The organism is Haliscomenobacter sp. (genome assembly GCF_965225875.1).
Lineage (GTDB): Bacteria > Bacteroidota > Bacteroidia > Chitinophagales > Saprospiraceae > Haliscomenobacter.
Genome location: NZ_CBDDBS010000003.1, coordinates 507,254 through 531,466, shown reverse-complemented (window position 1 = coordinate 531,466; position 24,213 = coordinate 507,254). Strand labels below are relative to the sequence as shown.

Annotated in this window: 14 protein-coding genes; 11 read left to right on the top strand and 3 right to left on the bottom strand. The window is 47.8% G+C overall.

Features of this window, described 5'->3' with window-relative positions; translation table 11 throughout:
- Positions 1–249: 249 nt before the first annotated feature.
- The 9 genes from ACO08K_RS22665 to ACO08K_RS22625 all read left to right on the top strand — a co-directional run bounded on the left by ACO08K_RS22665 (position 250) and on the right by ACO08K_RS22625 (position 15,736).
- Positions 250–3,408, top strand: coding sequence for a glycoside hydrolase family 2 TIM barrel-domain containing protein (locus ACO08K_RS22665; protein ID WP_421798757.1), 3,159 nt, complete (start codon positions 250–252; stop codon positions 3,406–3,408).
- Between the two features lie 20 nt (positions 3,409–3,428).
- Positions 3,429–5,774, top strand: a complete 2,346-nt coding sequence (locus ACO08K_RS22660; RefSeq protein WP_421798756.1) for a hypothetical protein — start codon at positions 3,429–3,431, stop codon at positions 5,772–5,774.
- Between the two features lie 47 nt (positions 5,775–5,821).
- Entirely contained in the window at positions 5,822–6,661 is an 840-nt protein-coding gene (locus ACO08K_RS22655) for a glycoside hydrolase family 16 protein (RefSeq protein ID WP_421798755.1), read from the top strand.
- A gap of 6 nt (positions 6,662–6,667) precedes the next feature.
- Entirely contained in the window at positions 6,668–10,084 is a 3,417-nt protein-coding gene (locus ACO08K_RS22650) for a hypothetical protein (protein WP_421798754.1), read from the top strand.
- A 1-nt stretch (position 10,085) separates the two neighbouring features.
- Positions 10,086–11,384 carry a glycosyl hydrolase family 17 protein gene (locus ACO08K_RS22645; protein ID WP_421798753.1) on the top strand — a complete coding sequence of 433 codons (1,299 nt, stop codon included), beginning with the start codon at positions 10,086–10,088 and terminating at the stop codon, positions 11,382–11,384.
- 224 nt (positions 11,385–11,608) lie between these two features.
- Positions 11,609–13,048, top strand: a complete 1,440-nt coding sequence (locus ACO08K_RS22640; protein ID WP_421798751.1) for an MFS transporter — start codon at positions 11,609–11,611, stop codon at positions 13,046–13,048.
- Between the two features lie 166 nt (positions 13,049–13,214).
- Positions 13,215–14,099: a glycosyl hydrolase family 17 protein gene (locus ACO08K_RS22635; protein WP_421798750.1), complete on the top strand. Its 885-nt coding sequence runs from the start codon at positions 13,215–13,217 to the stop codon at positions 14,097–14,099.
- 227 nt (positions 14,100–14,326) lie between these two features.
- Positions 14,327–15,274: a pepsin/retropepsin-like aspartic protease family protein gene (locus tag ACO08K_RS22630; RefSeq protein ID WP_421798749.1), complete on the top strand. Its 948-nt coding sequence runs from the start codon at positions 14,327–14,329 to the stop codon at positions 15,272–15,274.
- Positions 15,275–15,292: 18 nt separating this feature from the next.
- Positions 15,293–15,736 carry a DUF3592 domain-containing protein gene (locus ACO08K_RS22625; RefSeq protein WP_421798748.1) on the top strand — a complete coding sequence of 148 codons (444 nt, stop codon included), beginning with the start codon at positions 15,293–15,295 and terminating at the stop codon, positions 15,734–15,736.
- A gap of 54 nt (positions 15,737–15,790) precedes the next feature.
- On the opposite strand, the gene ACO08K_RS22620 is transcribed toward ACO08K_RS22625, so the two are convergent.
- The 3 genes from ACO08K_RS22620 to ACO08K_RS22610 form a co-directional block, all read right to left on the bottom strand.
- Positions 15,791–18,058, bottom strand: coding sequence for a molybdopterin cofactor-binding domain-containing protein (locus tag ACO08K_RS22620; protein WP_421798747.1), 2,268 nt, complete (start codon positions 18,056–18,058; stop codon positions 15,791–15,793).
- Positions 18,059–18,239: 181 nt separating this feature from the next.
- Positions 18,240–18,695, bottom strand: coding sequence for a (2Fe-2S)-binding protein (locus ACO08K_RS22615; protein WP_421798746.1), 456 nt, complete (start codon positions 18,693–18,695; stop codon positions 18,240–18,242).
- Positions 18,696–18,799: 104 nt separating this feature from the next.
- Positions 18,800–21,055, bottom strand: a complete 2,256-nt coding sequence (locus tag ACO08K_RS22610) for a molybdopterin cofactor-binding domain-containing protein (RefSeq protein ID WP_421798745.1) — start codon at positions 21,053–21,055, stop codon at positions 18,800–18,802.
- 156 nt (positions 21,056–21,211) lie between these two features.
- Here ACO08K_RS22610 and ACO08K_RS22605 point away from each other — a divergent pair, with 156 nt between their 5' ends.
- Positions 21,212–22,492: a prolyl oligopeptidase family serine peptidase gene (locus tag ACO08K_RS22605; protein WP_421798744.1), complete on the top strand. Its 1,281-nt coding sequence runs from the start codon at positions 21,212–21,214 to the stop codon at positions 22,490–22,492.
- A gap of 110 nt (positions 22,493–22,602) precedes the next feature.
- Positions 22,603–24,141, top strand: coding sequence for a M20/M25/M40 family metallo-hydrolase (locus tag ACO08K_RS22600; protein ID WP_421798743.1), 1,539 nt, complete (start codon positions 22,603–22,605; stop codon positions 24,139–24,141).
- Positions 24,142–24,213 lie beyond the last annotated feature (72 nt).

Genomic DNA, 24,213 nt, shown 5'->3' with positions numbered 1-24,213 from the left:
AAGTCTTTAATTTTCATAATAAATTAATAGCAAATTAATTATAAAGATAAAAATACTTTTTTGTAGTAGTCAAAAAAATTATTGATGAAATATTTGATGGGGTTCAATTTTTTTTTCTGCTGATTTTCGAGTTTACATTTGAGCTAATCACCTGTTCTACTTGAAAAACCAAATAAAAAAAGGCTTCGCACCCAAGTAGAAAGGAAATATTCGTCAGACCCAATCATTTACTTTTACAATAACCTGGAAATGAAAAAAATAGTTAAAACTTTGATTCTATCCTTTCTTGCCATTTCAGCCATGGCCCAGGTTGACAAGGTTAACATCACAAACCAGCAGGATGGGATGAGACTAGTCGTCAACGGCAAGGACTTCTTCATCAACGGTATGAATTGGGACTACTTCCCAATCGGGGCCAATTATTCCTACAGCCTGTGGAAACAGCCCGACGACATCATTCGGGCAGCCCTCGATACCGAAATGCCCTTGTTGAAAAGCATGGGGGTCAATGTAATACGCCAGTACACTGGAGTGCCAGCCCGCTGGATTCGCTATATCTATGAAAAATATGGCATCTATACCATGCTCAATCATTCTTTTGGGCGCTACGGCCTCACCTTGGGAGGCGCTTGGGTAGCCAATACGGAATATGCCGACCCCCGCACTAGGGATTTACTGCTTGCAGAAGTAAAAACGATGACCGAGCAATACAAGGACACGCCAGGTTTATTGCTGTACCTGCTCGGCAACGAGAACAACTACGGACTATTCTGGGAAGGTGCCGAAACAGAGGACATCCCGGTGCAGGACCGAAAATCTACTACCCGAGCAACGGCGATGTACAAACTCTTCAACGAAGCCGCAGTAGCAATGAAAGGCATCGACCAATCACACCCTGTGGCGATGTGTAATGGGGATCTGCTTTTTTTAGACCTCATTGTTAAAGAGTGCAAAGACGTAGACATTTTGGGCACCAACATGTACCGGGGCCTTTCCTTTGGGGATGCCTTTCAAAAGGTGAAGGCTGAACTGAACAAACCTATTTTGTTTACAGAATTTGGCGCAGATGCCTTCAACGCCCGTGACAATGAAGAAGACCAGCAATCCCAAGCCTACTATATGTTGGGCAACTGGAAAGAAATTTATGAAAATGCTGCGGGTCTGGGCAAAGCAGGCAATAGCCTCGGAGGTTTCACTTTCCAGTTCAGCGACGGTTGGTGGAAGTTTGGACAAACCAGCAACCTCTCTATCCACGATAACAACGCCTCTTGGAGCAACGGTGGTTACTTGCACGATTATGATGAGGGCGAAAACAACATGAATGAAGAGTGGTTTGGCATCTGTGCCAAAGGGCCGACCAATGAAAGAGGGCTTTACCAGCTGTATCCTCGGGCAGCCTACTATGCACTGAAAGAAGCCCACGGCCTAAACCCATTGGAAGAAGGAATGACGCTGGCCAATGTGGAAAATCATTTCTCCCACATCCAAATCATGGATGTGGTGATAAAGGCACGGGGAGACAAAGCAGCCCTCGCCGGAGAGCAGACCAAAAAGGTAAGATTGAGCGAATTCAGAGCAGATCTCTACACCTTTAATACGGGTGGAAAAAGGATCTCTACACCCAATGACCCGATTCCTGGTCGGACGGCCTACCCCGACCAATTGGGCTTTGACCACATGCAGTCATTTTTTGTTGGCGTAGAGGCAAAACCCTCCGAAAATTTGCGGGCCAACGTGTCTTTCAACATTCTGGGGAACGTTGCAGAAAACCCCATCAACGAAATATTTTACGAAAACCGAGGCCGCATCCGCACGGTGCAATCATTCAACATTGGCAACAATACGAACAGCGCAGTTGAACTGTCCGATGCAGAACGTTTTAAGGTCTACCGTGCCGATATCAATTGGAATGCCAAACACTTCGACTTGAAGGCTTTCTACCGTACCGGACATTACCATTGGGGCTACGAAGGCGATTTTTTCGGCTTTTACCCAGAAGCCAATTACGGCCCCAATATTGACATTTACAATGGTGATGCGCCATTTGGCTTTGAACTGACGGGTAAAAAGCAAATCAAAAATTTAAAGGTGGCATTCGGTCCTCAACTGTGGTGGGGTGCCAACCCGGCCGTCTTGGCGAAATACAGCAAACAAATCGGCAAATACAACCTGACGGGAGTTTTCCACGAAGACATCGATCGGCAAGCCCCTGCCGTGAGCTCATTTGCAGTGCCGATTCCACCTACCCGCAGGGCTTCCTTGCATGTCAAAAGGATGATGGGATCAGTGGGGTTTGAAATAGGCGGTATCTGGTCGAACTCAAACCGCGTCGGAGAAGTATTCCAGGTTGCCCACCAAACCGAGGAAGGAAAATACGAGATTTACCAGGATAAAACCACCATGAAAGATACCTGGGGAGGTAAGTTCAAGGTGACTTATGCTTCGGGGCCCTTCCAATGGTATGCTCAGGGGGCTGCACAGGGAATTCTTGCGCAAGGTGGAGCTGATTACACCAAAACCTTCACTGGTTGGCGGCTCAAAGACAGTGGTAGCGGCAATCAATACAATTTCCTGACCGGTTTCACTGTCGGATTAGGCGATTTCCAAATCGCTCCCAACTTCTTGTGGCAGAAACCAATCGAAGACCCCATTCCCAGCGGGGTGCCAGCTCCGGGGCGTCCGCGAAACATTCTCGATGATCCATTTGCAGTGCGTTCAAACCGGGAAACCGTGGCAGGTGAAATCCTTTTTACCTACGACCCTACTCCCGGCACCTGGATGTATGAATGGGACAACGACATTGCAGAAGATGCGAGGTTTGCCATCAACGCTGGTTTCGTTTACCGCCACTTGCCCACCACTCAAGACGCAGCGATTGGTATCCTGGGCGACGGACGCACTATTTTTGCCTTCCCCGGAGCCGCTCCAGCACAAGACCTTTGGGAGGCCCATTCACGCATCGTTTCAAAAATGACCCCTGAGTTTGGGTTTATCGCCAACCTTTTCGCCGGGACAGCCCAGGCCAACGGTAGTGATTCCCGGCTCATCAAACGTTTTGGGGGCGATTTGCGACTCATTTATAAAAAGACCAAATTGATCGCCATGGCCAAGGTAAACGATTGGGGGCCTTTTGACTACCACCGCGACTTCAACTTGACCTTCCCCTTGCAGCTCATGGCTGATATTTCCACCAGCCTGGCAAAACCTTCCTGGATTGAATTGCCCAATTCCCGCTTAGGCATCCGCTACACTTGGCGTTCCCTTGATCAGTATTCGCCCCGCTACTGCCCGGCAACGAAATTTGATGCAAGTGGACAACTCGTTTGTGATCCCACTGCCATAGGTTTCGGGAATGGCCAAGAATGGGAATTTCAGACCTATTTGCAAATCAATATCAATAATAATTAGTCAACCTCAAGAAATCTACCATGCAACATTTAAAGCATAAAATATCTGTCCTCATCCTGTTCGCCAGCACGGCCCTAATCACTGTGCTCAGTTGCAAGCGAGACATCGATGGCCTCGCGCCAGCTACCTTTCCTACTACTCCTGAGGTGTTCATTGACGGATTCAGCGCCGGACTCAACTACGCCGCCTTCGGTGGCTCTAAAGTCACCGCGTTTGATGTTGATGGTGATGTAAAATACAAAGGCACAGCCTCCATGAAATTTGCTGTGCCCGATGCTGGAGACCCCAAGGGGGCTTATGCTGGTGGTGGATTCATTACCACGGTTGGGCGTGACCTGTCGGGCTATGATGCACTGACCTTTTGGGCCAAGGCCTCCAAATCAGCGACGATTGATGTGGTCGGTTTTGGAAACGACTTTGGCGAGTCAAAATACCAGGTTACGCTAAGAGGGGTAAAAGTCAACTCCAATTGGCAAAAATTCATCATCCCCATTCCCGATCCTTCAAAATTGACACAGGAAAAAGGGATGTTCTTTTATTCCGAAGGCCCGGAAAACGACCTCGGCTATACCTTCTGGATTGACGACTTGAAATTTGAAAAATTAGGCACCATAGCCCATCCGAAACCTGCTATTTTGGATGGACAAAATCAGGTCTTTTCGGTGGAAACGGATCAAAAGCTGAACATCGGCGGCTTGAAGGTTGCGTTTAATCTGCCAACGGGCATTGATCAAAGTGTGGAAGCAGCCCCGGCGTATTTCACATTTTTGTCCTCCAACCCCGCAGTGGCTTCGGTCAGTAGCGGAGGAGTTGTTACTGTCCTTGATGCCGGAAAAGCAATCATCACTGCCAAGGTGGGCGAGGTGAATGCAGCCGGCTCCATGACCCTAAATTCAAGTGGGAAAGCAGTTGGTCCCGAAACTCCAGCCCCCACCCCTACCATTAAAGCGGACAGTGTTATTTCGCTTTTCAGCAATGCCTACAACAATGTGACCGTAGATACCTGGAACACGGGCTGGCAGTTTTCAACCGCTCAGACTGTCGATCTTAAAATAGCCGGAAATGACGTAAAACGGTATCGAGACCTAAATTTTGTAGGCATCGAGTTCAGTTCCAAGACCATTAACGCTACGGCCATGACCAATTTCCATCTGGATATCTGGACGCCTGACCCCACCGACCTTCCGAAAACTTTCAAAGTGCAACTCGTTGATTTTGGTCCAAATGGAACTTTTGGAGGAGGTGATGATTCTTCACATGAAATATCAATTACTCGCCCAACTCTGGTTTCTAAGGAATGGGTGAGCATTAATATACCTCTCTCGAGATTCACGGGACTGAGTAGAAGAGGAAACCTTGCACAATTGGTACTATCGGGCGACTTGCCAAATGTTTATCTCGACAACGTATATTTTAACATAGCCCCAAAGGAGGTGCCAATTGGGCCTACTGTTGCAGCGCCAACGCCTACCCGTAGTGCGGCCAATGTCACTTCCATTTTTAGCGATGCCTATACCAACGTTGCCGGAACAGATTTTAATCCGAATTGGGGACAGGCGACCAAGGTTACCCAATTGCCAATTGCAGGAAACAACACGCTGCGTTATGAGAACTTGAATTACCAGGGGACACAATTCGGCAGCAACCTCAACGTCTCCAGCATGACTCACCTGCACCTTGATTTCTGGAGCAAGAATTCCAGCAATTTGAATGTGTTTATCATCAGTCCCGGGCCGGTGGAGCGAGCGGTGGCCTTAACTGTACCCACCAATGGCTGGACCAGTGTAGACATTCCACTGAGTAGTTTCTCTCCGGTCGCACTTAACGACCTAATTCAGTTCAAATTTGACGGCAACGGCGACATTTATTTGGACAACATCTACTTTTATAAAAATCCACCTGCGGCTACAGAACCCACCACTGCTGCTCCAACTCCTACCTATGCTGCCGCCAACGTCATCTCGGTGTTCAGCGATGCTTATACCAATGTAGCTGGATCAGACCTCAATCCTAACTGGGGACAGGCAACCCAGGTTACCGAAGTAAAAGTAGCCGGCAATAATACGCTCGTGTATTCCGGATTGAATTATCAAGGCCTGCAGTTAGGCAGTGATCAGAACGTAAGTGGCATGACTCATTTGCGCCTCGATTTCTGGACAGCAAACTCCACTGAACTAAAGGTGTTCCTGATCAGCCCAGGCCCCGCTGAGAAGCCCTATACCTTAAAAGTGCCCACCTCAGGCTGGACGAGCATCGATATTCCGCTGAAGGAATTCGCTCCGCCAGTTGACCTGAGTAAGGTTTTCCAGTTCAAGTTCGAGGGCAACGGGAAAATCTATCTCGACAATATTTTATTTCACAAATAATCTTGACTTAGCATGACGCATTTTTCTGCGTTACTAATCCTTTTACAATGAAATGGAATCATTCAACCTTCATAAATAGTTTTCTGCTTGTTCTGATGTTTTGTGTCTTCTGGAGCTGCCAGGATGAGGACAATGTGATCGTGGACCGCGACTACCAATTGGTCTGGGAAGACAATTTCGATGGCTCGGCGGGCAAGGCGCCCGATGCCACTAAATGGGCTTACGACATCGGGATCGGCCCAGGAAATGACGGTTGGGGCAATCAGGAATTACAGTTTTACACCAATCGTCCCGAAAACGTTGCACTGGATGGAACTGGCAACCTGGCCATTACCGCTCGAAGAGAAAGTTATGCTGGACGTGGCTTCACTTCAGCAAGGCTGAATACGAAAGGAATTTTCGCCCAAGCTTACGGCCGCTTTGAAGCGCGCATTAAAATGCCCTGGGGCCCTGGAATCTGGCCAGCTTTCTGGATGCTGGGTGCCAATATTGACCAGGTTACCTGGCCACAGTGCGGCGAAATCGACATCATGGAGTACCGTGGGCAGGAACCCAACCTCATTCATGGTTCCGTGCATGGCCCGGGCTACTCGGGCGGAGCAGCCATTACCAAAAGTTATGGTTTTACAAACGACCGCTTTGATGTCGATTTCCATGTTTTTGCGGTTGAATGGGGCAAAGACTTTATTGACTTTTACGTTGACGATGTCCTTTATCAACGCTTAACCCCAGAAGATACGCCGGGAGAATGGGTTTACAACCAACCCTTTTTCATCATCCTGAATGTTGCAGTGGGCGGCAACTTTGTGGGCTTCCCTACCCCCCAAACGCCATTTCCACAAACTATGCTGGTGGATTATGTCAAAGTTTACAAAGAGGTCAACTAATCAACCATGGAGCTAGAATACACCCAAATAGGCAGCGATAGCTATTTTAAAATAGCGGATAGCGATGCACTTCGCCCATTTTTTATGAGCATCGTCAGCGACTCTGACCACTGGATGTTCATTTCCAGCAATGGCGGACTGAGCGCAGGACGAAAAAATGCAGATTACGCATTGTTCCCTTATTACACCGACGACAAAATAACCGAGTCGGTGGAAATAACGGGCAGCAAGTCCATATTTCTGGTGCAGCGAACCGGAGCCAATCACATCTGGGAACCCTTTTCCTCCCGGTACGAAGGCCTGCACCGCAGAAGCCAGAATTTGTACAAGCATGTTTTTGGGAATAAAATCATCTTCGAGGAAACCAATCACGACCTGCAATTGACCTTTCAGGTTGAATGGAATTCCAGCGATCAATTTGGTTTTGTCAGAAAATCAAGGCTGATCAACAATGGGCCCTCCGAAGTTGCTGTTTCCCTTTTGGATGGCATCCAAAACATCCTGCCTTACGGGGTGCCCAGTAGTTTGCAAAACAGCTCCAGTAATCTCGTTGACGCTTACAAAAGAAGCGAGTTAGACCAGGCGACAGGCTTGGGCATCTATGCCTTGAGCGCCATCATTGTGGACAAAGCCGAACCCAGTGAGGCACTGAAAGCCAACGTGGTATGGTCGCTAGGACTTGAAAACCCTACCTATTTACTTTCTTCCCTGCAACTCGCTGCGTTCCGAAAAGGCAAGCCGCTCCAGCAGGAAGAAGATGTAAAGGCGGAAAAAGGCGCCTATTTTCTCCACAAACAAGTCGTACTGGCTCCACAATCGGAAAAAGCGTGGATGATTGTTGCCAACGTGAACCAAAGCCACATGACCCTTGCCCAACTGCTGGACTGGATCAAAAATGAAAAAGGCTTGGCGCAACTGGTCAACGAGGATGTTGCCGCCGGAACCAAACGTTTGCTCGCCCTCAACGCAGCTGCAGATGGGCTACAAATGAGCGCTGACCACCGGAAGGATACCCGTCACTTTTCCAATGTGCTGTTCAACATCATGCGGGGCGGTATTTTTGACAACAATTATCAAATCGAGAAATGGGATTTCACACATTATTTGTCCAAGGCCAACAAAATCGTTTTTGAAAAAGCAAAACCGATTCTGGACAAATTGCCCGAAGTTTTTTCATTTTTTGAAGTAAAACAAATAGCCCAGCAAAGCGGGGATGCGCATTTTGCACGTTTGTGCCTCGAATACATGCCGCTCAAATTCAGTCGCAGACACGGCGACCCCAGCCGCCCCTGGAACTGGTTTTCGATCAATACCCGCAGCGAAAAGGATGGTTCAAAAATCCTTGACTACCAGGGTAATTGGCGGGATATCTTCCAAAACTGGGAAGCCCTGGCCCACTCCTACCCTGCCTTCATAGAAAGCATGGTGTTCAAGTTTTTGAATGCTACTACTTTTGATGGCTACAACCCTTACCGGGTGACCAAGGACGGGTTCGATTGGGAGACCATTGAGCCGGACAACCCCTGGTCGTACATCGGCTACTGGGGTGACCACCAGATCATCTACCTCTTGAAGTTTCTGGAATTCATGGAAGACCATGAACCCGGTCAGTTGGAAAGCCTTTTTGACCAGGCCAGCTTCGTCTATGCCAATGTGCCTTACCGAATAAAAACTTACGAGGATACCCTCAAAAACCCCAAGGACACCATTGAGTTCGACCACGAATCAGACAAGGAAATCCATGCACAAAAAGAAAGCCTGGGTGCAGATGGGGCCTTGTTGCGGAACCAAAAGGGCGAGATTCATACGGTGACTTTTGTGGAAAAAATCCTGGCAACAGTATTGGCCAAATTGTCCAATTTCATTCCCGAAGGCGGCATTTGGATGAACACCCAGCGCCCTGAATGGAACGACGCCAACAACGCCCTGGTTGGCAACGGCGTTTCGGTTGTGACCCTATGCTACCTGCGCCGATTCTTGTATTTTTTCAAAAAAGTATTCGATGCTTCTGAGGCTAAGGAGGCTGCGGTTTCCAGCGAATTGCTGGTCTTTTTGAATGGTGTAGCTCAGACCTTGAAGGGCTACGAACATTTACTTTCCGGTAAAATCAGCGACCAGGATCGCAAACAGATCCTGGATGGCTTGGGAAAAGCGGGTAGCGCATACCGCACGCAGCTGTACAGCCAGCCATTTTCAGGAGCAAAGCAAGCCATTGCGTTGGATGAAATCAACGCGTTTTTTGATTTGAGCCTCCGCTTTTTGGAGCATACGATTGAAGCCAACAAAAGGCCAAACCACTTGTACCACGCCTATAACTTGATGACCATCAAGGGCGATGACGCCGTTTCCATTTCCCATTTGAGCGAAATGTTGGAGGGGCAAGTGGCGGTGTTGAGTGCTAAATATTTACCAGGTCAAGAGGTATTGACACTGTTGGACAGTTTAAAACAAAGCAAATTATTCCGACCTGACCAGTACAGTTACCTGCTGTATCCCAATAAAGACCTACCTGGCTTTTTTGTAAAAAATAATGTACCCAAAGAAGCCGTCGAACAATCGCTCCTGCTCACTCAATTGGTATCCGACGGCAATGTGGACATCATCGAAAAAGACGTCAATGGGGTATTCCATTTCAACAGCAATTTTAAAAACGCCAACGATCTGACCACAGCTTTGAATGAATTGGCCAATACTGCTTATGCATCCCTCCTGGAAAAAGACAAAAAAAGGGTGCTGCAAATCTTTGAAGACCTATTCAATCACAAAGCGTTTACCGGGCGTTCTGGTACTTTTTACGGTTATGAAGGCCTGGGATCCATTTATTGGCACATGGTATCTAAATTCCAATTGGCCGTGCTGGAATGTTGCCAAAAAGCCGTTGATGAAGGCGAAAGCCCTGAACTCATCGGCCAATTATTAGACCATTATTATGAAATCAGTGAAGGCATTGGTGTCCACAAATCGCCGTCGCTGTATGGCGCTTTTCCAACCGACCCCTATTCCCATACGCCTGCCGGAAAAGGCGCACAGCAACCCGGCATGACCGGTCAGGTCAAGGAGGACATCCTGAGCAGGTTCGGCGAGTTGGGCGTTCAGGTGAAAAATGGGCGCTTGCATTTCAATCCCCGTCTGCTCCGAAAAAGCGAGTTTCTGGAGGAAGCCAAAACCTTTGCCTACGTGGACGTTCATCAGGAATCCCGGCAATTACAGGTTGAAAAAGGTTCCCTTTGTTTCACTTATTGCCAGGTGCCCATCATTTATACCCTGGCAGCCGAAAACCAACTGAGCATTACGGATAAAAACCATACCACTACCACGCTGAACGACTTAAGCCTGGATGAAGGCAACAGCCTGAAAATTTTTGAACGAACTGGCGAGATCATTCAAATCAGGGTGCACATCCAAACGTCAATTTTGAAATAGGATGAAAACAAACCTATGTCAAATATTGGCGATCCTGTTCGCATTGACCTTCATCTTATCCTGCGGGGTAAAAATGGGGCAAAATCAACCATCACGACTACAAAACAGCAAAGAATTGACGGCAAAAGACATCTTGGGAAATCCCAAATACCTGGCCATTTCTTATGGTGGCTACCGGGAAAACAGCCGCGAATTGCAGCCGAGTATAGCACAATTGAAAGAGGACATGAAAATCCTCTTCGCCATGAACATCAAGGTGCTCCGGACCTACAATACCAAGCTGGCTGAAGCTTCCAACTTGCTGAAGGCGATCCGTGAATTGAAGCAGGAAGACCCCAATTTCGAGATGTACGTCATGTTGGGGGCCTGGATTGATTGCAAAAACGCCTGGACGACGAAGCCCCCCATACACGAAGAGGAAGAGGCCGAGTCCAACGCTGCCGAAATTCAAAGAGCAGTAGATATGGCCAGCCAATACCCCGATATTGTAAAAATCATCGCCGTCGGCAACGAGGCAATGGTGAAATGGGCCACTAGCTACTTCGTACAGCCCTGGGTGATTCTAAAATACGTGAACCACTTGCAAGCGCTGAAAAAAGCTGGAAAGCTGCCAAAGGACTTATGGATTACCAGCTCCGATAATTTTGCGTCCTGGGGTGGCGGCGGTGCTGAATACCACGTCGAAGATTTAACAAAATTGTTCAAGGCGGTTGATTATGTGTCCATGCATACCTACCCGATGCACGACACCCACTACAACCCTGCCTTTTGGGGCAATTTTGAGGGCGAAGAAAAGCTCCCCGATACCGCCAAAATTGATGCGGCCATGACCCGTGCCGTCAATTACGCCATCTCACAATACCAAAGTGTAGCGAAATACATGCAGAAATTGGGCATTCAAAAACCCATTCACATTGGCGAAACGGGCTGGGCCAGCGCTTCCAATGAACACTATGGCTTGGAAGGTTCCAGAGCAACCGATGAGTACAAGGAAGGGCTTTATTACCAGAAAATGCGGGAATGGACCAATCGGGAGGGCATCGCTTGCTTTTACTTTGAAGCTTTTGATGAAATCTGGAAGGACGCGGCCAATCCTGGCGGATCGGAAAACCACTTCGGGCTATTCACCCTTGATGGCAAGGCTAAGTATGCTATCTGGGATTTGGTAGACCAGGGTGTGCTGAAAGGTTTGTCAAGGGACGGGAATCCCATTGTAAAAACCTACGGTGGAAACAAAGCGGCATTACTCCAACAGGTGCCGCTTCCCCCGGTAAAAAAAGGAAAGGCACCAGACAATTGATTGTTTGTTAGTAACTATTTAGCAGCCGCCTGCGGCGGGATTTTTTACCACAAAGACACAAAGGCACAAAGACATTAAGTGCTAAAAGTTGTGTCTTTGTGCCTTTGTGTCTTTGTGGTAAAAAATTGGATTTAAAATCCACCGCAGGTGGATGGGTGCTAAATAGTTTCGTTTGTTAAAAGATTCCTCCTAAACCATATTGATTCATCAATGATAAACCAACAATGAGCAATTCATCTACATCATCGCAAAAAGTTCCTTTTGGGCAAAAAGTGGCCTTCGGTTTGGGCATGCTGGCCAATCAAATGTTCCCGGCTGCCCTGGGGATATTTATGGTTGTACTGGTACAGGATTTGGGTTTCCCAGGCTGGATGTGGGGCATCCTCTTTTTCCTTCCCCGACTATACGATTCAATTATTGATGTCATCATGGGGTTTGTCACCGACAATACCCGTTCCGTTTGGGGCAGACGCAGGCATTATGTCTTCATCGGTGCCATCATCTTGGGCATTTCGTTTGTGGCAATGTGGCAATTGTATCGCGACAATAGTGTAGAATACAACTTCGCCTATTTCCTGTTTTGGTCCTTTGTATTCTATACCGGGTTGACCATTTTTAGTATACCCTATGTAGCCATGGGTTACGAGTTGAGCAATGATTTCCATGAGCGTACCAATATCATGGCGGTAGCACAATGGATTGGGCAGTGGGCTTGGGTAATTGCCCCTTGGTTTTGGGTAGTAATGTATGATCCAAGTTGGTTTGAAAACGCAGACACCGCCACACGAACCCTATCGATCTGGGTGGGTATTTTTTGTATGGTTATGGCCATGATTCCCGCTATTTTCATCAAAGGTAAATCCACCAAGGACGACGAGAGCCTCATCCCCTTGAGCCTGAAGAATATTGGAGGTGGGTTCAAAGAAATATTGAATGGATTCAAAGATGCCTTTATAATTGTCCCATTCAGGAAATTATGCATTGCTACTTTTTTTATTTTTAATGCATTCAACACCGTAGCATCCTTCTCTTTTTTCATCATTGTTTATCATTTGTTCAATGGCGATGCAGGAGCAGCAGGTGTCTGGCCAACTTTATTCGGGAGCGTGGGGGCCTTGGTGACCACCTTCGCCGTGATACCAACAGTAGCCTGGATGTCCAAAAAAATGGGTAAGAAAAATGCCTTCATGTTGTCGCAAGGAATTTCCATCATCGGATATGTCTTGTTTTGGTTTTTGTTTGTACCGGGTAAACCTTATATGTACATGTTCGCACTTCCATTCTTTTCCTTTGGAATCGGTAGTTTGTTCACCCTGATGATGTCCATGACAGCGGATGTATGCGATTTGGACGAATTGAATACTGGCAAAAGACGAGAAGGTATTTTTGGTGCCATTTATTGGTGGATGGTTAAGTTGGGCTTTGCCATTGCTGGTTTGTTGAGTGGCATTATCATGAGTTTTGTAGGGTTTGTCCCAAATGCTGAAGTTCAGCCAGAAGGTGCAGTATCAGGATTAAGGTTGTTTTTTTCATTGGTTCCTATTACAGGTACTTTGCTAGCCATGTGGGTCATGCGCAATTATGACGTATCCGAAGAACGGGCCAATGAAATACGTGCTGAAATAAACCAGAAAAAAGCGGAACTCACCTCAGAGCATGTCTAAATATTTTTGTTTTAGGCGAAAATGAGGCCGATTTGGGGTGAATGAGGCCCGAAAAGCGGAGTTTAGCAGCGCTAAATGAGCATTTTTGGAACGAAATTCACCCCAAATCGGACCATTTGCAGCAAAACAAAAAAATTTAGACATGCTCTCAAAAACCTAAGCAACTATGTCATTCAGATTAGGAAAATATTTAGCCCTCTCCGGTATTGACTATTCTGGCAAATCACCGGAGCAGCTGCAAAGCCTCTTCAAACAAACATTGGAAGAAGGCATGCATGGCCTTTGTTACAGCGCTTACGAAGAGGGACAACAACCCGGTGATATCTTGACGATTGAACAAATTCGGCGGCGGATGGCGGTCATTGCTCCTTACACCAAATGGGTCCGTTCATTCTCCTGCATCGAGGGCAATGAACTGGTGCCGCAAGTGGCCCGTGAATTTGGAATCAAAACCCTGGTCGGTGCCTGGTTGGGCAAAGACAAAGATTTGAACGAGCAGGAAATCGCCGGCCTGATTCAATTGGCCAAACAAGGCTACGTGGACATTGCTGCCGTAGGCAACGAAGTGCTCTACCGCAAAGACCTCAGTGAAGAGGAATTGCTAGCCTACATTCAACGCGTAAAAAACGCGATCCCGGAAACAACGGTCGGCTATGTGGACGCCTATTACGAGTTTACCGATTGTCCAAAAATCAGCGAGGCTTGTGATGTCATTCTGTCCAATTGTTACCCCTTTTGGGAGGGCTGCCAGATCGACTATTCATTGGTCTACATGAAACAAATGTACCAACAGGCTATGCTGGCCGCCAAGGGCAAAAAAGTAATCATCACGGAGACTGGGTGGCCAAGCCAGGGTAAAAATTTCGAAGATGCTGAGCCCTCCATGGAAAATGCCATCAAATATTTCCTCAACACCCAACAATGGTCGCGGGAGGAAAACATCGAGATTTTTTATTTCTCCTCCTTTGATGAGTCCTGGAAAGTGGGTGCCGAAGGCGACGTAGGCGCTTACTGGGGTTTGTGGGACATGCATCACAATCTTAAGTTTTGATCTTTCTGATCAGGGAAGATACGTGAAATTACTGTAAGGCATAGGGCAATTGCTCTATGCCTTTTCTTATTGATTTTAAACGACTTACAACAAATCTTAAAACTTTAACAAAAAAAATAGCCTCAAAAAGCCACAATTCTCAAGATTTCAATGTTAATTTAATGTAAACTTAAGTTTACCTAAGTGTTATTACTTCACTTACCCTGACTGGGATAAAATAAATTAACATGCAAGGTTTCAGGAGAATGGCCGTTTTTTGGCTGTTTTTATTGTTTATACACTGTCTTTCTGCTCAAAACCGAGCCGCTTATTTTACAACGGGTAGCAACAGCGCCGCAATAGAACACCGTAATTCAAAAACCACTGCTCCGGCCATCCCTTTCGAAAAAGCGGGTGACTTATTATTGGTCAAAGCCGAACTAGACGGCAATGAAGGAGTTTTTATTTTGGATACTGGGGCCCCTACCCTAGTCGTCAATCAGCAGAGCAATCAGCAGGGAATCAAAGCCAAAGGTATCACTGGCCAACTCTCGGCCAGTGATACCTTCATCAAAAATTTTCGCTGGAACAACGACGAATGGAAAAACCTCAGCGGCCTGAGTGTAGATATGCACCATTTTAATGATGTCAGCAAAAACGGTGTGCAAGGTTTAATTGGTTATGAAATTTTAAAAGATTACGAAGTAATTGTTGATCCCTCAGTCCAAACCATCACCTTAGTCAGCAATCGCAAAGAGCTCCCTTATGATCCAAGCACTGCATTGGCCGCCCTTTCCATGCAACAACAAGACCATATGCCCGTGATTGAATTGATTATCAACGGGAAAAAGATACTATTGGGCATAGATACTGGCGCTGAAATCAATTTTTTGGATCAGTCACTTTTTGAAAAAGGTCAAATAAGGGACTTTGAAGAATTAGGCGCTAGCTTGGTCAAAGGACTGGGCGGAAACAGCGAAAAAAAGGAACGTAAAGTCCGGGTCAAAAATACCCAGGCAGGTGGCATTAACCTGGCCGATCAAACCTTCACCATCAGCGACCTCAGTAAGTTATTTCCCTCTAATGAAGAGGATTTGCAGGTTCAAGGAATTGTAGGCAATGCTTTTTTGAATCAATTTCGCTACAGCATCAATTACCGTAGAGGTATTTTTTTAATTTTGGAGAAAATTAAATAGAAAAAGAGGCACCACCCTATGGAAATTCTCAACACCATCAGCCCCTATTTGTCAGTCCTTGCCGTGATTGGAACCTATTGCCTGATTATTTATTATGATCGCTCCAAAATGCCCGAACGGGTTAAAAAACGCGGCCTTAGAGCTGAAGGTACAGTTGTAGAAATCCGGCGAAATCCAGGCCCTATCTTTGGTTCTCAGGAAGGTGAAGGTTATGCGCCAGTGGTCGAATTTTATTATCCCAATGGCAGTCACCGGCATTTTTCAACCTATTACCAAACACCTTGCCCTTATGAAGTGGGGCAAAAGGTACAGTTAGGTTACTATTTTTATAAGTCGATTCGGGAGGTGTTACTCGATGGCGAAGAAAACCAGCCCCAATCTCCCACCTTACTCATTTGGGGAATCTGCTTTTGTTTGCTGGGCTATCCTTTTGTCGTCATTAAATTACTCGATTTGATATAGCTGTGAATCAGTGGATGGCGAGTTCTCTCAAAAAAGAGAACCCGCCATGATATATCACATCCCCAATTCCTGCTTATCACCCAAAAAAGGCTGGTTGTACACCCGCTTTCCGGTAGCTTTGTACAGTGCGTTCGCAACTGCACCAAAAATCGGTGGAAATGGTGGCTCACCCATCCCGGTAGGACTGATCTCATTTTTCACAAAATGAACATCAATCGCCTTGGGTGCTTCCCCCATCCGAATCATGCGGTAATTGTGGAAATTGGTCTTTTCAGGAGCTCCATTTTTGAAAGGCAATTCCCCAAAAAGCGCATTACCGATACCATCAATCACTGCGCCCTCGGTCATATTGGCTGCTGCGTCAGGGTTTACAACGATGCCGCAGTCGATGGCACTGGTTACTTTTTGCACCACTGGTTTGCCATCTTCTACCGTCAACTCCAGCACATGGGCCGCATAACTGGCGTGGCAAAAATAGGCAGCTACACCGCGGTGTACCTTGCCTTTTGGCTTGTTGGCCCAACCCGATTTGTCGCGCACCAATTCCAATACCCCGGCATAACGATCGGCATCGTAGTCGTTGTTTTTGCCTACTGGACTGGCCTTGGCTTTTCTCAACAATTCCAGACGCATTTCAATCGGGTCCTTTTTCATCATTTCTGCCAACTCGTCCAGGAATGACTGCTCGGCAGCAGCAATAAAATTGGAGCGAGGAGCCCGAAAAGCGCCGATGGTGATGTTGGATTCGATGGCCCATTCCTCAGCCAGGTAGTTGTCGATTGCACCTGCGGGGAAACGATTCGCATGCAATGGACTTTCAGGAATACCTCCCGCTTTCACATGGAAAGCGATCAGGTTATTGTTTTTATCCAACGCAGCGCGGTAAGTAGCATAATAAGCTGGCCGGTAAACACCATTGGTCATGTCATCCTCCCGGGTGTACATCAACTTCACCGGTGCTTTAACCTGATGAGAGATGACCGCAGCCTCTACCATATAGTGGCTGTAGGCCCGGCGCCCAAAACCACCGCCCATGCGGGTCATTTCAATTTCGATGTTTTCGGCAGGTATGCCCAAACGTGCAGAGAGCGTAGGTTCAATCAATCCTGGCGCTTGCAGTGGACCAGCCACTTTTACTTTATCACCTTTTACATCGGCAAAAAAGTTCATCGGCTCCATACAGTTGTGGGCCAGGTGGGGGGCCGAATAGCTCCGCTCCAATACTTTAGCCGCAGATTTGAAAGCAGCTTCAGGATCTCCGTCTTTACGGACCACTTTACCCGGTTTGCTGGCAAATTCTTTCATTTTTGCCAGGTGGTCGGTGGAATTTTCCAGGCCAGCGGGTACTTTCACCTGGCTTGTGTTTCCTCCAAAGCCAGCTACAGTTTCGCTGTAAGTTGCGAAAGGCTCCCACTCAACTTTGATCGCTTTTTTGGCATTCATGACTTCCCAGGTGGAATTGCCAACGATGGCGACCAGTTCAGGGAAGGCATTGGTGTCGAAGCCAGCTTTTCCCTGACCTTCATTATAGGTCTTGAAAGAAAATACATCCTTAATGCCCGGCATACTTTTCACCGAATCGCTGAAGGATTTCAACTTCATGCCAAAAGCCGGTGGGTGTACAATCATGGCAATCAACATGCCATCCGCTTTGTAATCCAAGCCAAAGAGTGGTTTTCCAGTCACGATTTTCGGCCCTTCAACATTCTTTTGAGAGGTACCAATGATTTTAAAATCTTTGACCGCCTTCAATTTCACTTCCTTCGGAACGGGGATTTGAGCCGCAGCAGCAGCCATTTCGCCATAAGTAGCCTTTTTGCCACTGCTGTGTTGCAATACACTATTGGAAGTGGTGATCTCTTCTACAGGTACTTGCCAAGCTTTGGCAGCAGCTTCGCGGAGCATTTGCCGGCCAGTAGCTCCAGCTTTGCGCAGGGCGTCCCACTTGGAGGGAATACCTCTACTACCTCCCGTAAACTGCCCAAAGGCTGCATTCGGGAATTTGATGGGGTCGTGCATGGCCATTTCCACCCGTACGTCTTTCCAGTTTACGTCCAGTTCCTCGGCCACAATCATGGGCATGGAGGTCATCACGTTTTGGCCAAATTCAGGATTGGGCGTAATAATGGTTACCAGGCCATTATCACCTATCTTCAGAAAAGCGTTGAAGTCGAACCATTCCTTAGGCAAAGCCAGGGAATCTTTGGCAACAGCCAGGCTTTGATTGGCCAACCAGTCAAATCCAATGACCATACCACCACCCGCGAAGAGCGTATTTCTGAGGAAAGAGCGTCTGCTCGATGCTATTTTTGTCTTTGTCATTTTTTGGACTTTAGAGGTGCTGTTTGGGGTTATGGCGCAGAAGCGAAAAGGAGGCTATTTTAAGCCAAATGAGGCCCGAAAAGCGGAGTTTAGTAGCGCTAAATGAGCATTTTCGGAACGAAATTTGGCTTAAAATAGGCCCTTTGCAGCCTGCGTCATAGCCCCAAATAGCACCTTTGCGTTAAGAACGAGCTGCCGTTTTAATGGCCGCCTTAATCCGAATATAGGTACCACAACGGCAGATGTTGCCGTGCATCGCTGCATCAATTTCTTCGTCGCTAGGTTTGGGGTTGTTCTTCAACAAAGCGGCTGCGCTCATGATCTGCCCGGTTTGGCAATAACCACACTGAGGTACATCGTGCTCAAGCCAGGCTTTTTGAAGCGGGTGATCACCATTTTCAGAAAGCCCCTCAATAGTAGTAATCTTCTGATTGCCTATCTGTGCAACAGGCAGTGAACAAGAGCGCATGGCCAAACCATCCAGGTGAATGGTACAGGCACCACACATCGCCATACCGCATCCGTACTTGGTGCCCACCAAACTGAGGTGGTCTCGAAGTACCCAGAGAATGGGTGTAGTGGGGTCAACATCAACTTGATGCTTTTTCCCATTGATAGTCAGATTGAAAACTGCCATGATATTAGGTTTGATTGAATTTTAACAAACTTTGCAAATAAAGAGGCTTTTGGCCTCGGAACATTATAAAAATCAAGTCAATGGTTACGAAAATCAAAGGGTGTTTACCCAAACTCCCTCTTTCCCCCCAAATAAGGCTGCTGGTAAAGCCTTTTCCCCCTTGCCTTATAGAGCGCATTCGCTAAAGCAGCAAACACTGGCGGATAAGGTGGCTCACCCATACCGGTTGGGGCAATCTCGTTTTTGACAAAATGTACGTCGATGGCCTGGGGCGCTTCGCCCATGCGGATCATCCGGTACTTGTCGAAGTTGCTTTTGTCGGGTACACCCTCGTTGAAGCTGATGGAACCGTACAAGGCGGTACCAATACCATCCACAATGGCCCCTTCGCTCATGTTGATGGCTGCATCGGGGTTGATTACAATACCGCAATCTAGGGCGCAACAAACACTTTTGACCACAGGTTTTCCATCATTCAGCACCAAGTCTAGGACCTGGGCGCAGTAAGAGTTGTGGCTGTAGTAGGCAGACACCCCCCGGTGTAAATTGGGCTGATTTTGACCCCATCCTGATTTTTCACGCACCAGTTCCAGCACACCTGCATAGCGAGCAGGGTCATAATCGTTGTTTTTACCTACGGGGTTGGTTTTGGCGCGATTCAGAAGTTCCAGCCGGAAATCAATCGGGTCTTTGCCCATTGCTTCGGCCACTTCATCCAAAAAAGACTGTTCAGCACTGGCCATAAAGTTGGAACGCGGCGCCCGGAAAGAGCCTACCGTAATGTTGCTGTCGATGGTCCAATCCTCGGCAAGGTAATTGTCGATGGCTCCTGCGGGAAAGGCGTTTGCGGCCAGCGGGCTTTCCGGGATTCCTCCAGTTTTAACGTGGAAGGCGATCAGTTGATTGTTGGCATCCAATGCTGCCCGATAGGTCGCTTGATAGGCTGGGCGGTAAATACCCGAGGTCATATCGTCTTCCCGGCTGTAAATCAGTTTGATGGGGGCTTCCATCTTTTGAGAAATCAGGGCAGCCTCCAGGGCCCAGTGCGCGTAGGAGCGCCGACCGTAACCTCCGCCCAGGCGGGTCATCTGGAAATCGATTTTTTCCAGTGGCATCCCCAGTCTGGCCGCCAGTGCCTGCTCCGTAAATTCTGGTTTTTGCAGGGGACCTGATAGCTCCGCCTTTTCCGCCGTTACATGCGCAAAAAAGTTCATCGGCTCCATACAGTTGTGCGCCAGGTGAGGAGCGGTGTAGGTACGTTCGATGATTTTATCGGCGTTTTTAAAGGCCGTTTCGGGGTCACCATCACGGCGGCGTACCCGAGCGGGCATAGCCGCTGTTTTTGCAATGGAACTTTGATGCAGGTTAGAATTTTCCAGCCCAGCAGGGGTACGTACCTGTTGCCTGGTGCCCAGGCGGTTGACCATTTCGGTGGTTTCCGTGATGGGTTCACACTCTATTTTGATGGCCTTTTTGGCCTGCATTACCTCCCAGGTTGAATTGCCCACAATGCAAACCACATCAGGGAAATTCAGGGTGTCAAAAAACTGTTTTTCGTAATCGGCATTCATCACCTTGATGGGAAAAATGGCTTTGATGCCCGGCATGTTGCGTGCTGCTGAATCGTCAAAAGACTTCAATTTCAGGCCAAAGGCAGGTGGATGGATGATCATTGCGATCAACATACCTTCTTTGCGTTGGTCAATGCCAAACAGGGGCTTTCCGGTGATGATTTTGGTGGCGTCTACATTTTTGCGAGAGCTGCCAATGATTTTGAAATCTTTGACCGATTTCAAAGTGACTTCTTTCGGAACCGGAATCTTGGCCGCAGCTGAAGCCATTTGACCATAAGTAGCCGATTTTCCACTGGCTTTGTGGGACAATACACCCGCAGCAGTTGTGATTTCGGCAACAGGTACTCCCCAGCTTTGGGCTGCTGCTTCTTTCAGCATTTGTCGGGCAGAAGCACCAGCCGTACGTAAGGTTTGCCAGCTTTGGCGAATGCCCTGGCTGCCGCCGATGAATTGACGGGTGTACAACGCTGTGTTGAGGGGAGCTTGTTCCACCACCACATCTTTCCAGTTCACATCCAGTTCTTCCGCCACAATCATCGGCATGGAGGTTTTGACGTTTTGTCCACCTTCCGGATTGGGTGCCATAATTGTGACCGTTCCATTATCGGCAATACTCAGGAAACCGTTGAATTTGTACCAGGCTTTGGCGGCATTTGCTGGTGCTATTGTTGCTGTGGAGCTTTGACAAGAGGTCAGCCATTCAAAGCCCAGCATCATGCCACCACCTGCAAGTACAGTAGATTTTAAAAAGGAGCGTCTGCCGTGGGAGGTTTTTACTGTTGTCATGGTGGAGAGATTTAGTGGCAATTTAAGGGTAAGATTTTTAAATTAAATCAATTCCTTACGAAAATCAAAGTACAAAAAATAAGGCTACCTGAAACTCCACCAAATCCAGTTTGCAGGCTATATTTGTTCATCTCCTCCACTTTTAAAGTTGCAACAATGAAAAAACCTACTCAGCGCATTGCCCTCCTGATTTTATGGCTGTGCACCCAACTCAGCACCTTCGCCGCCTCCAAAGAATACACCCTGGTAGTAGAAGCTTATGATTGGGGCCCCAACGTCAGTAAAGCCATTATTGGTTTGGATAGCCCAATAAAAACAGTTGACCATAAAGATTACACGGTGTCTGCCACTCGCTTTTCTTCCTGCGTGGAGATACCTGCTGTACAGGCCTCCGGGAGCAGGTCGGTCGTTTTTGCCTATGTTTCGGACCAACAAGGCAAACGGGTAGCTGAAGGGAATTTTGTGACCCTGGTTTTGGCCGTAGCTCCCAACCTGCCCATTGCCTCCCCCATTTTTTATTCTCAAAACCCCAAATGCCGGGGCAACAACTGGATTGAGTACAAGCTGAACATCAAAGACAACAAAAGCAATCAGGTTTGGGACAAAGAGAAAAACCGCATCATTCCGCTGATGGATCAATTTGACCTGAGTGGAAAATACAAGGTGGACGACAGCATTACCCTTTCTTATGCCGTATACACGCCCCAAGTCAGAGCTGCAAAGTTGCCACTCATCATTTGGCTGCACGGTGGCGGCGAAGGTGGAAGTGATCCCAGCATCGCCATCATCGGCAACAAGGTGGTCAACTATGCTTCACCTGAGATCCAAAGCTACTTCGGAGCAGCCTATGTCCTGGCACCCCAATGCCCTGGTGCCTGGATGCACAATAAAAAAGGGGTAATCACCCACGGCCAGGAAGATGACATGTACAACCAAGGCTTGTTGGCCATGATCAAAAACTTTGTGCGTACTCATCCTCAGATTGATCAAAACCGCATTTATGTGGGCGGTTGTTCAAATGGTGGCTATATGGCGCTAAGGCTGATCCTCGCTGATCCCAATTATTTTGCGGCGGGCTACATCAGCGCCCTGGCTTACCAGTCCCAATTCATCACCGATCAGCAAATCAACAGCATTCGTAAGGTTCCCATCTGGTTTGTACATGCCAAAGACGATGGCACTACCATTCCTGATAAAACAGTAGTGCCGGTTTATAAACGTTTGAAAGCGGCGGGAGCTCCGGTTCATTTTTCCTTTTATGACCACGTCACGGATTTGAGTGGCTTTTACGGTGGAGAAAACTATTACTTCAATGGCCACTGGTCCTGGATTTATTCGCACTCCAATGCCGCCAAACTGGACTTTGATGGTTATCCAGTCAAAATCAAGGATAAACCAGTGACGATAATGGAATGGATGGCAGCGCAGAAGAAGTAAGCGCCTTTGGGATTCATTTCTAAGCGTATGACTAAATATTTTGCTTTAAGCGAAAATATTTGGACATGCGCTTAGGTAGTTTTTAATATTTCATTTGACATTACCATAAAATGAAAAAACTAATTTTAGTATTGTCCTGTATTGGCTCGGGCCTGTTTGCTTTTGGCCAAAATGACCAGATCCAAAAAATCCACGCCAGCCACCAAAACCGCCACCACGAACTCCTCTCCGAGTACACCCAGTTTTGCGCCTTGCCCAATACCTGGAACGACCCCGAACAACTGCGCCAAAACGCTGCCTTCATCGTGGAAATGATGAAAAAACGAGGCATCAATAATGCCCGCACCGTTGAAGCGAATGTACCTGGGGCCATCCCTGCCGTGTATGGCGAAGTGCTGAGCCCTGGAGCCACCCGCACCCTGGTGTTTTATGCCCATTACGACGGCCAACCCGTCAATCCGGCCAAATGGGCAGAAGGTTTGTCACCCTTCAAACCACAACTGGCCACAGCCGCTTTGGACAAAGGTGGAAAATTCATCGATTTACCTCCCGCCAACAGCCCGCTCAACGACGATTGGCGGCTCTATGGCCGGGCTACGGCCGACGACAAAGCGGGGGTATTCACCATTCTCAATGCCTACGACGCCATTCGCCGCAGTGGCCTAAGCCCTGGTATCAACCTCAAATTCTTTTTTGAGGGGGAGGAAGAACGTGGTTCTACCAACCTGGGTGCCATCTTGGCTACCAACAAAGACTTGCTGAAAGCCGACGCCTGGATCATCGTGGATGGCCCCATGCACGCCTCGGGGCGCAAACAAATCACCTTTGGGGTACGTGGAGATGTCAACATGAACCTGACCGTATTTGGGGCCAAACGCCCCTTGCACAGCGGCAATTACGGCAACTGGGCACCCAACCCGGCCCTCAAACTGGTGCATCTGCTGGCTTCGATGAAAGACAACAAGGGGAAAGTGCTGATCAAAGGCTTTTATGATGACGTGGTGCCCTTGAGTAAAAGTGAACGTCAGGCTCTGGCGGCGATCCCCGACCCTGCACCCATCATGCAAAAAGAACTGGCCTTTGCAGCATCAGAAAACCCAGAGCGTAGCTACCTGGAATCGATCACTACCCTACCTACGCTCAACATCAACGGCATAGAAAGCGCCAACGTAGGCCGACTGGCCAGCAACATCATTCCCACTTTGGCGACGGTTACCCTGGATTTGCGACTCGTGAAAGGCAACGACACCAAGCGACAGATTCAAAAGGTAATCGATCACGTCAAAAAGCAGGGGTATTATGTCCTGGATCGTGAGCCAACGGAAGAAGAGCGCCTTCAACACGCCAACATTGCCGTGATTCGCAACGGGGAAGGGTACAATGCTCAACGTACTTCGATGGATTTGCCCATCTCACAGGCGGTAATCAAAGCTGTGCGGGCGACGAGTAGCCAGGAAATTGTCTTGATGCCTTCGGCTGGGGGGAGTTTGCCGCTTTATTTATTCGAAGAGGTCTTGAGCGTGCCTCCGATTACCATCCCCGTGGTCAATTACGACAACAACCAGCACGGGGAGAATGAAAACCTGCGGATCGGTTGTTTGTGGGAGGGCATTGAGACGGTGGCAGCGGTGATGCTGATGAAGTGGTGATTGGCCAGAAGTATTAACAATTTGGGTGCTACAATTGAGCACATATTGACAACCCTAAAAAGTCTCATTAAA

What these genes read in the sequence shown, in the direction of transcription:
- ACO08K_RS22655 (WP_421798755.1), top strand. Translation starts at nt 5,822, where the DNA reads ATGAAATGGAATCATTCAACCTTCATAAATAGTTTTCTGCTTGTTCTG.
- ACO08K_RS22615 (WP_421798746.1), bottom strand. Translation starts at nt 18,695, where the DNA reads ATGGCAGTTTTCAATCTGACTATCAATGGGAAAAAGCATCAAGTTGAT.
- ACO08K_RS22645 (WP_421798753.1), top strand. Translation starts at nt 10,086, where the DNA reads ATGAAAACAAACCTATGTCAAATATTGGCGATCCTGTTCGCATTGACC.
- ACO08K_RS22640 (WP_421798751.1), top strand. Translation starts at nt 11,609, where the DNA reads ATGAGCAATTCATCTACATCATCGCAAAAAGTTCCTTTTGGGCAAAAA.
- ACO08K_RS22635 (WP_421798750.1), top strand. Translation starts at nt 13,215, where the DNA reads ATGTCATTCAGATTAGGAAAATATTTAGCCCTCTCCGGTATTGACTAT.
- ACO08K_RS22600 (WP_421798743.1), top strand. Translation starts at nt 22,603, where the DNA reads ATGAAAAAACTAATTTTAGTATTGTCCTGTATTGGCTCGGGCCTGTTT.
- ACO08K_RS22660 (WP_421798756.1), top strand. Translation starts at nt 3,429, where the DNA reads ATGCAACATTTAAAGCATAAAATATCTGTCCTCATCCTGTTCGCCAGC.
- ACO08K_RS22610 (WP_421798745.1), bottom strand. Translation starts at nt 21,055, where the DNA reads ATGACAACAGTAAAAACCTCCCACGGCAGACGCTCCTTTTTAAAATCT.
- ACO08K_RS22620 (WP_421798747.1), bottom strand. Translation starts at nt 18,058, where the DNA reads ATGACAAAGACAAAAATAGCATCGAGCAGACGCTCTTTCCTCAGAAAT.
- ACO08K_RS22605 (WP_421798744.1), top strand. Translation starts at nt 21,212, where the DNA reads ATGAAAAAACCTACTCAGCGCATTGCCCTCCTGATTTTATGGCTGTGC.
- ACO08K_RS22630 (WP_421798749.1), top strand. Translation starts at nt 14,327, where the DNA reads ATGCAAGGTTTCAGGAGAATGGCCGTTTTTTGGCTGTTTTTATTGTTT.
- ACO08K_RS22650 (WP_421798754.1), top strand. Translation starts at nt 6,668, where the DNA reads ATGGAGCTAGAATACACCCAAATAGGCAGCGATAGCTATTTTAAAATA.
- ACO08K_RS22625 (WP_421798748.1), top strand. Translation starts at nt 15,293, where the DNA reads ATGGAAATTCTCAACACCATCAGCCCCTATTTGTCAGTCCTTGCCGTG.
- ACO08K_RS22665 (WP_421798757.1), top strand. Translation starts at nt 250, where the DNA reads ATGAAAAAAATAGTTAAAACTTTGATTCTATCCTTTCTTGCCATTTCA.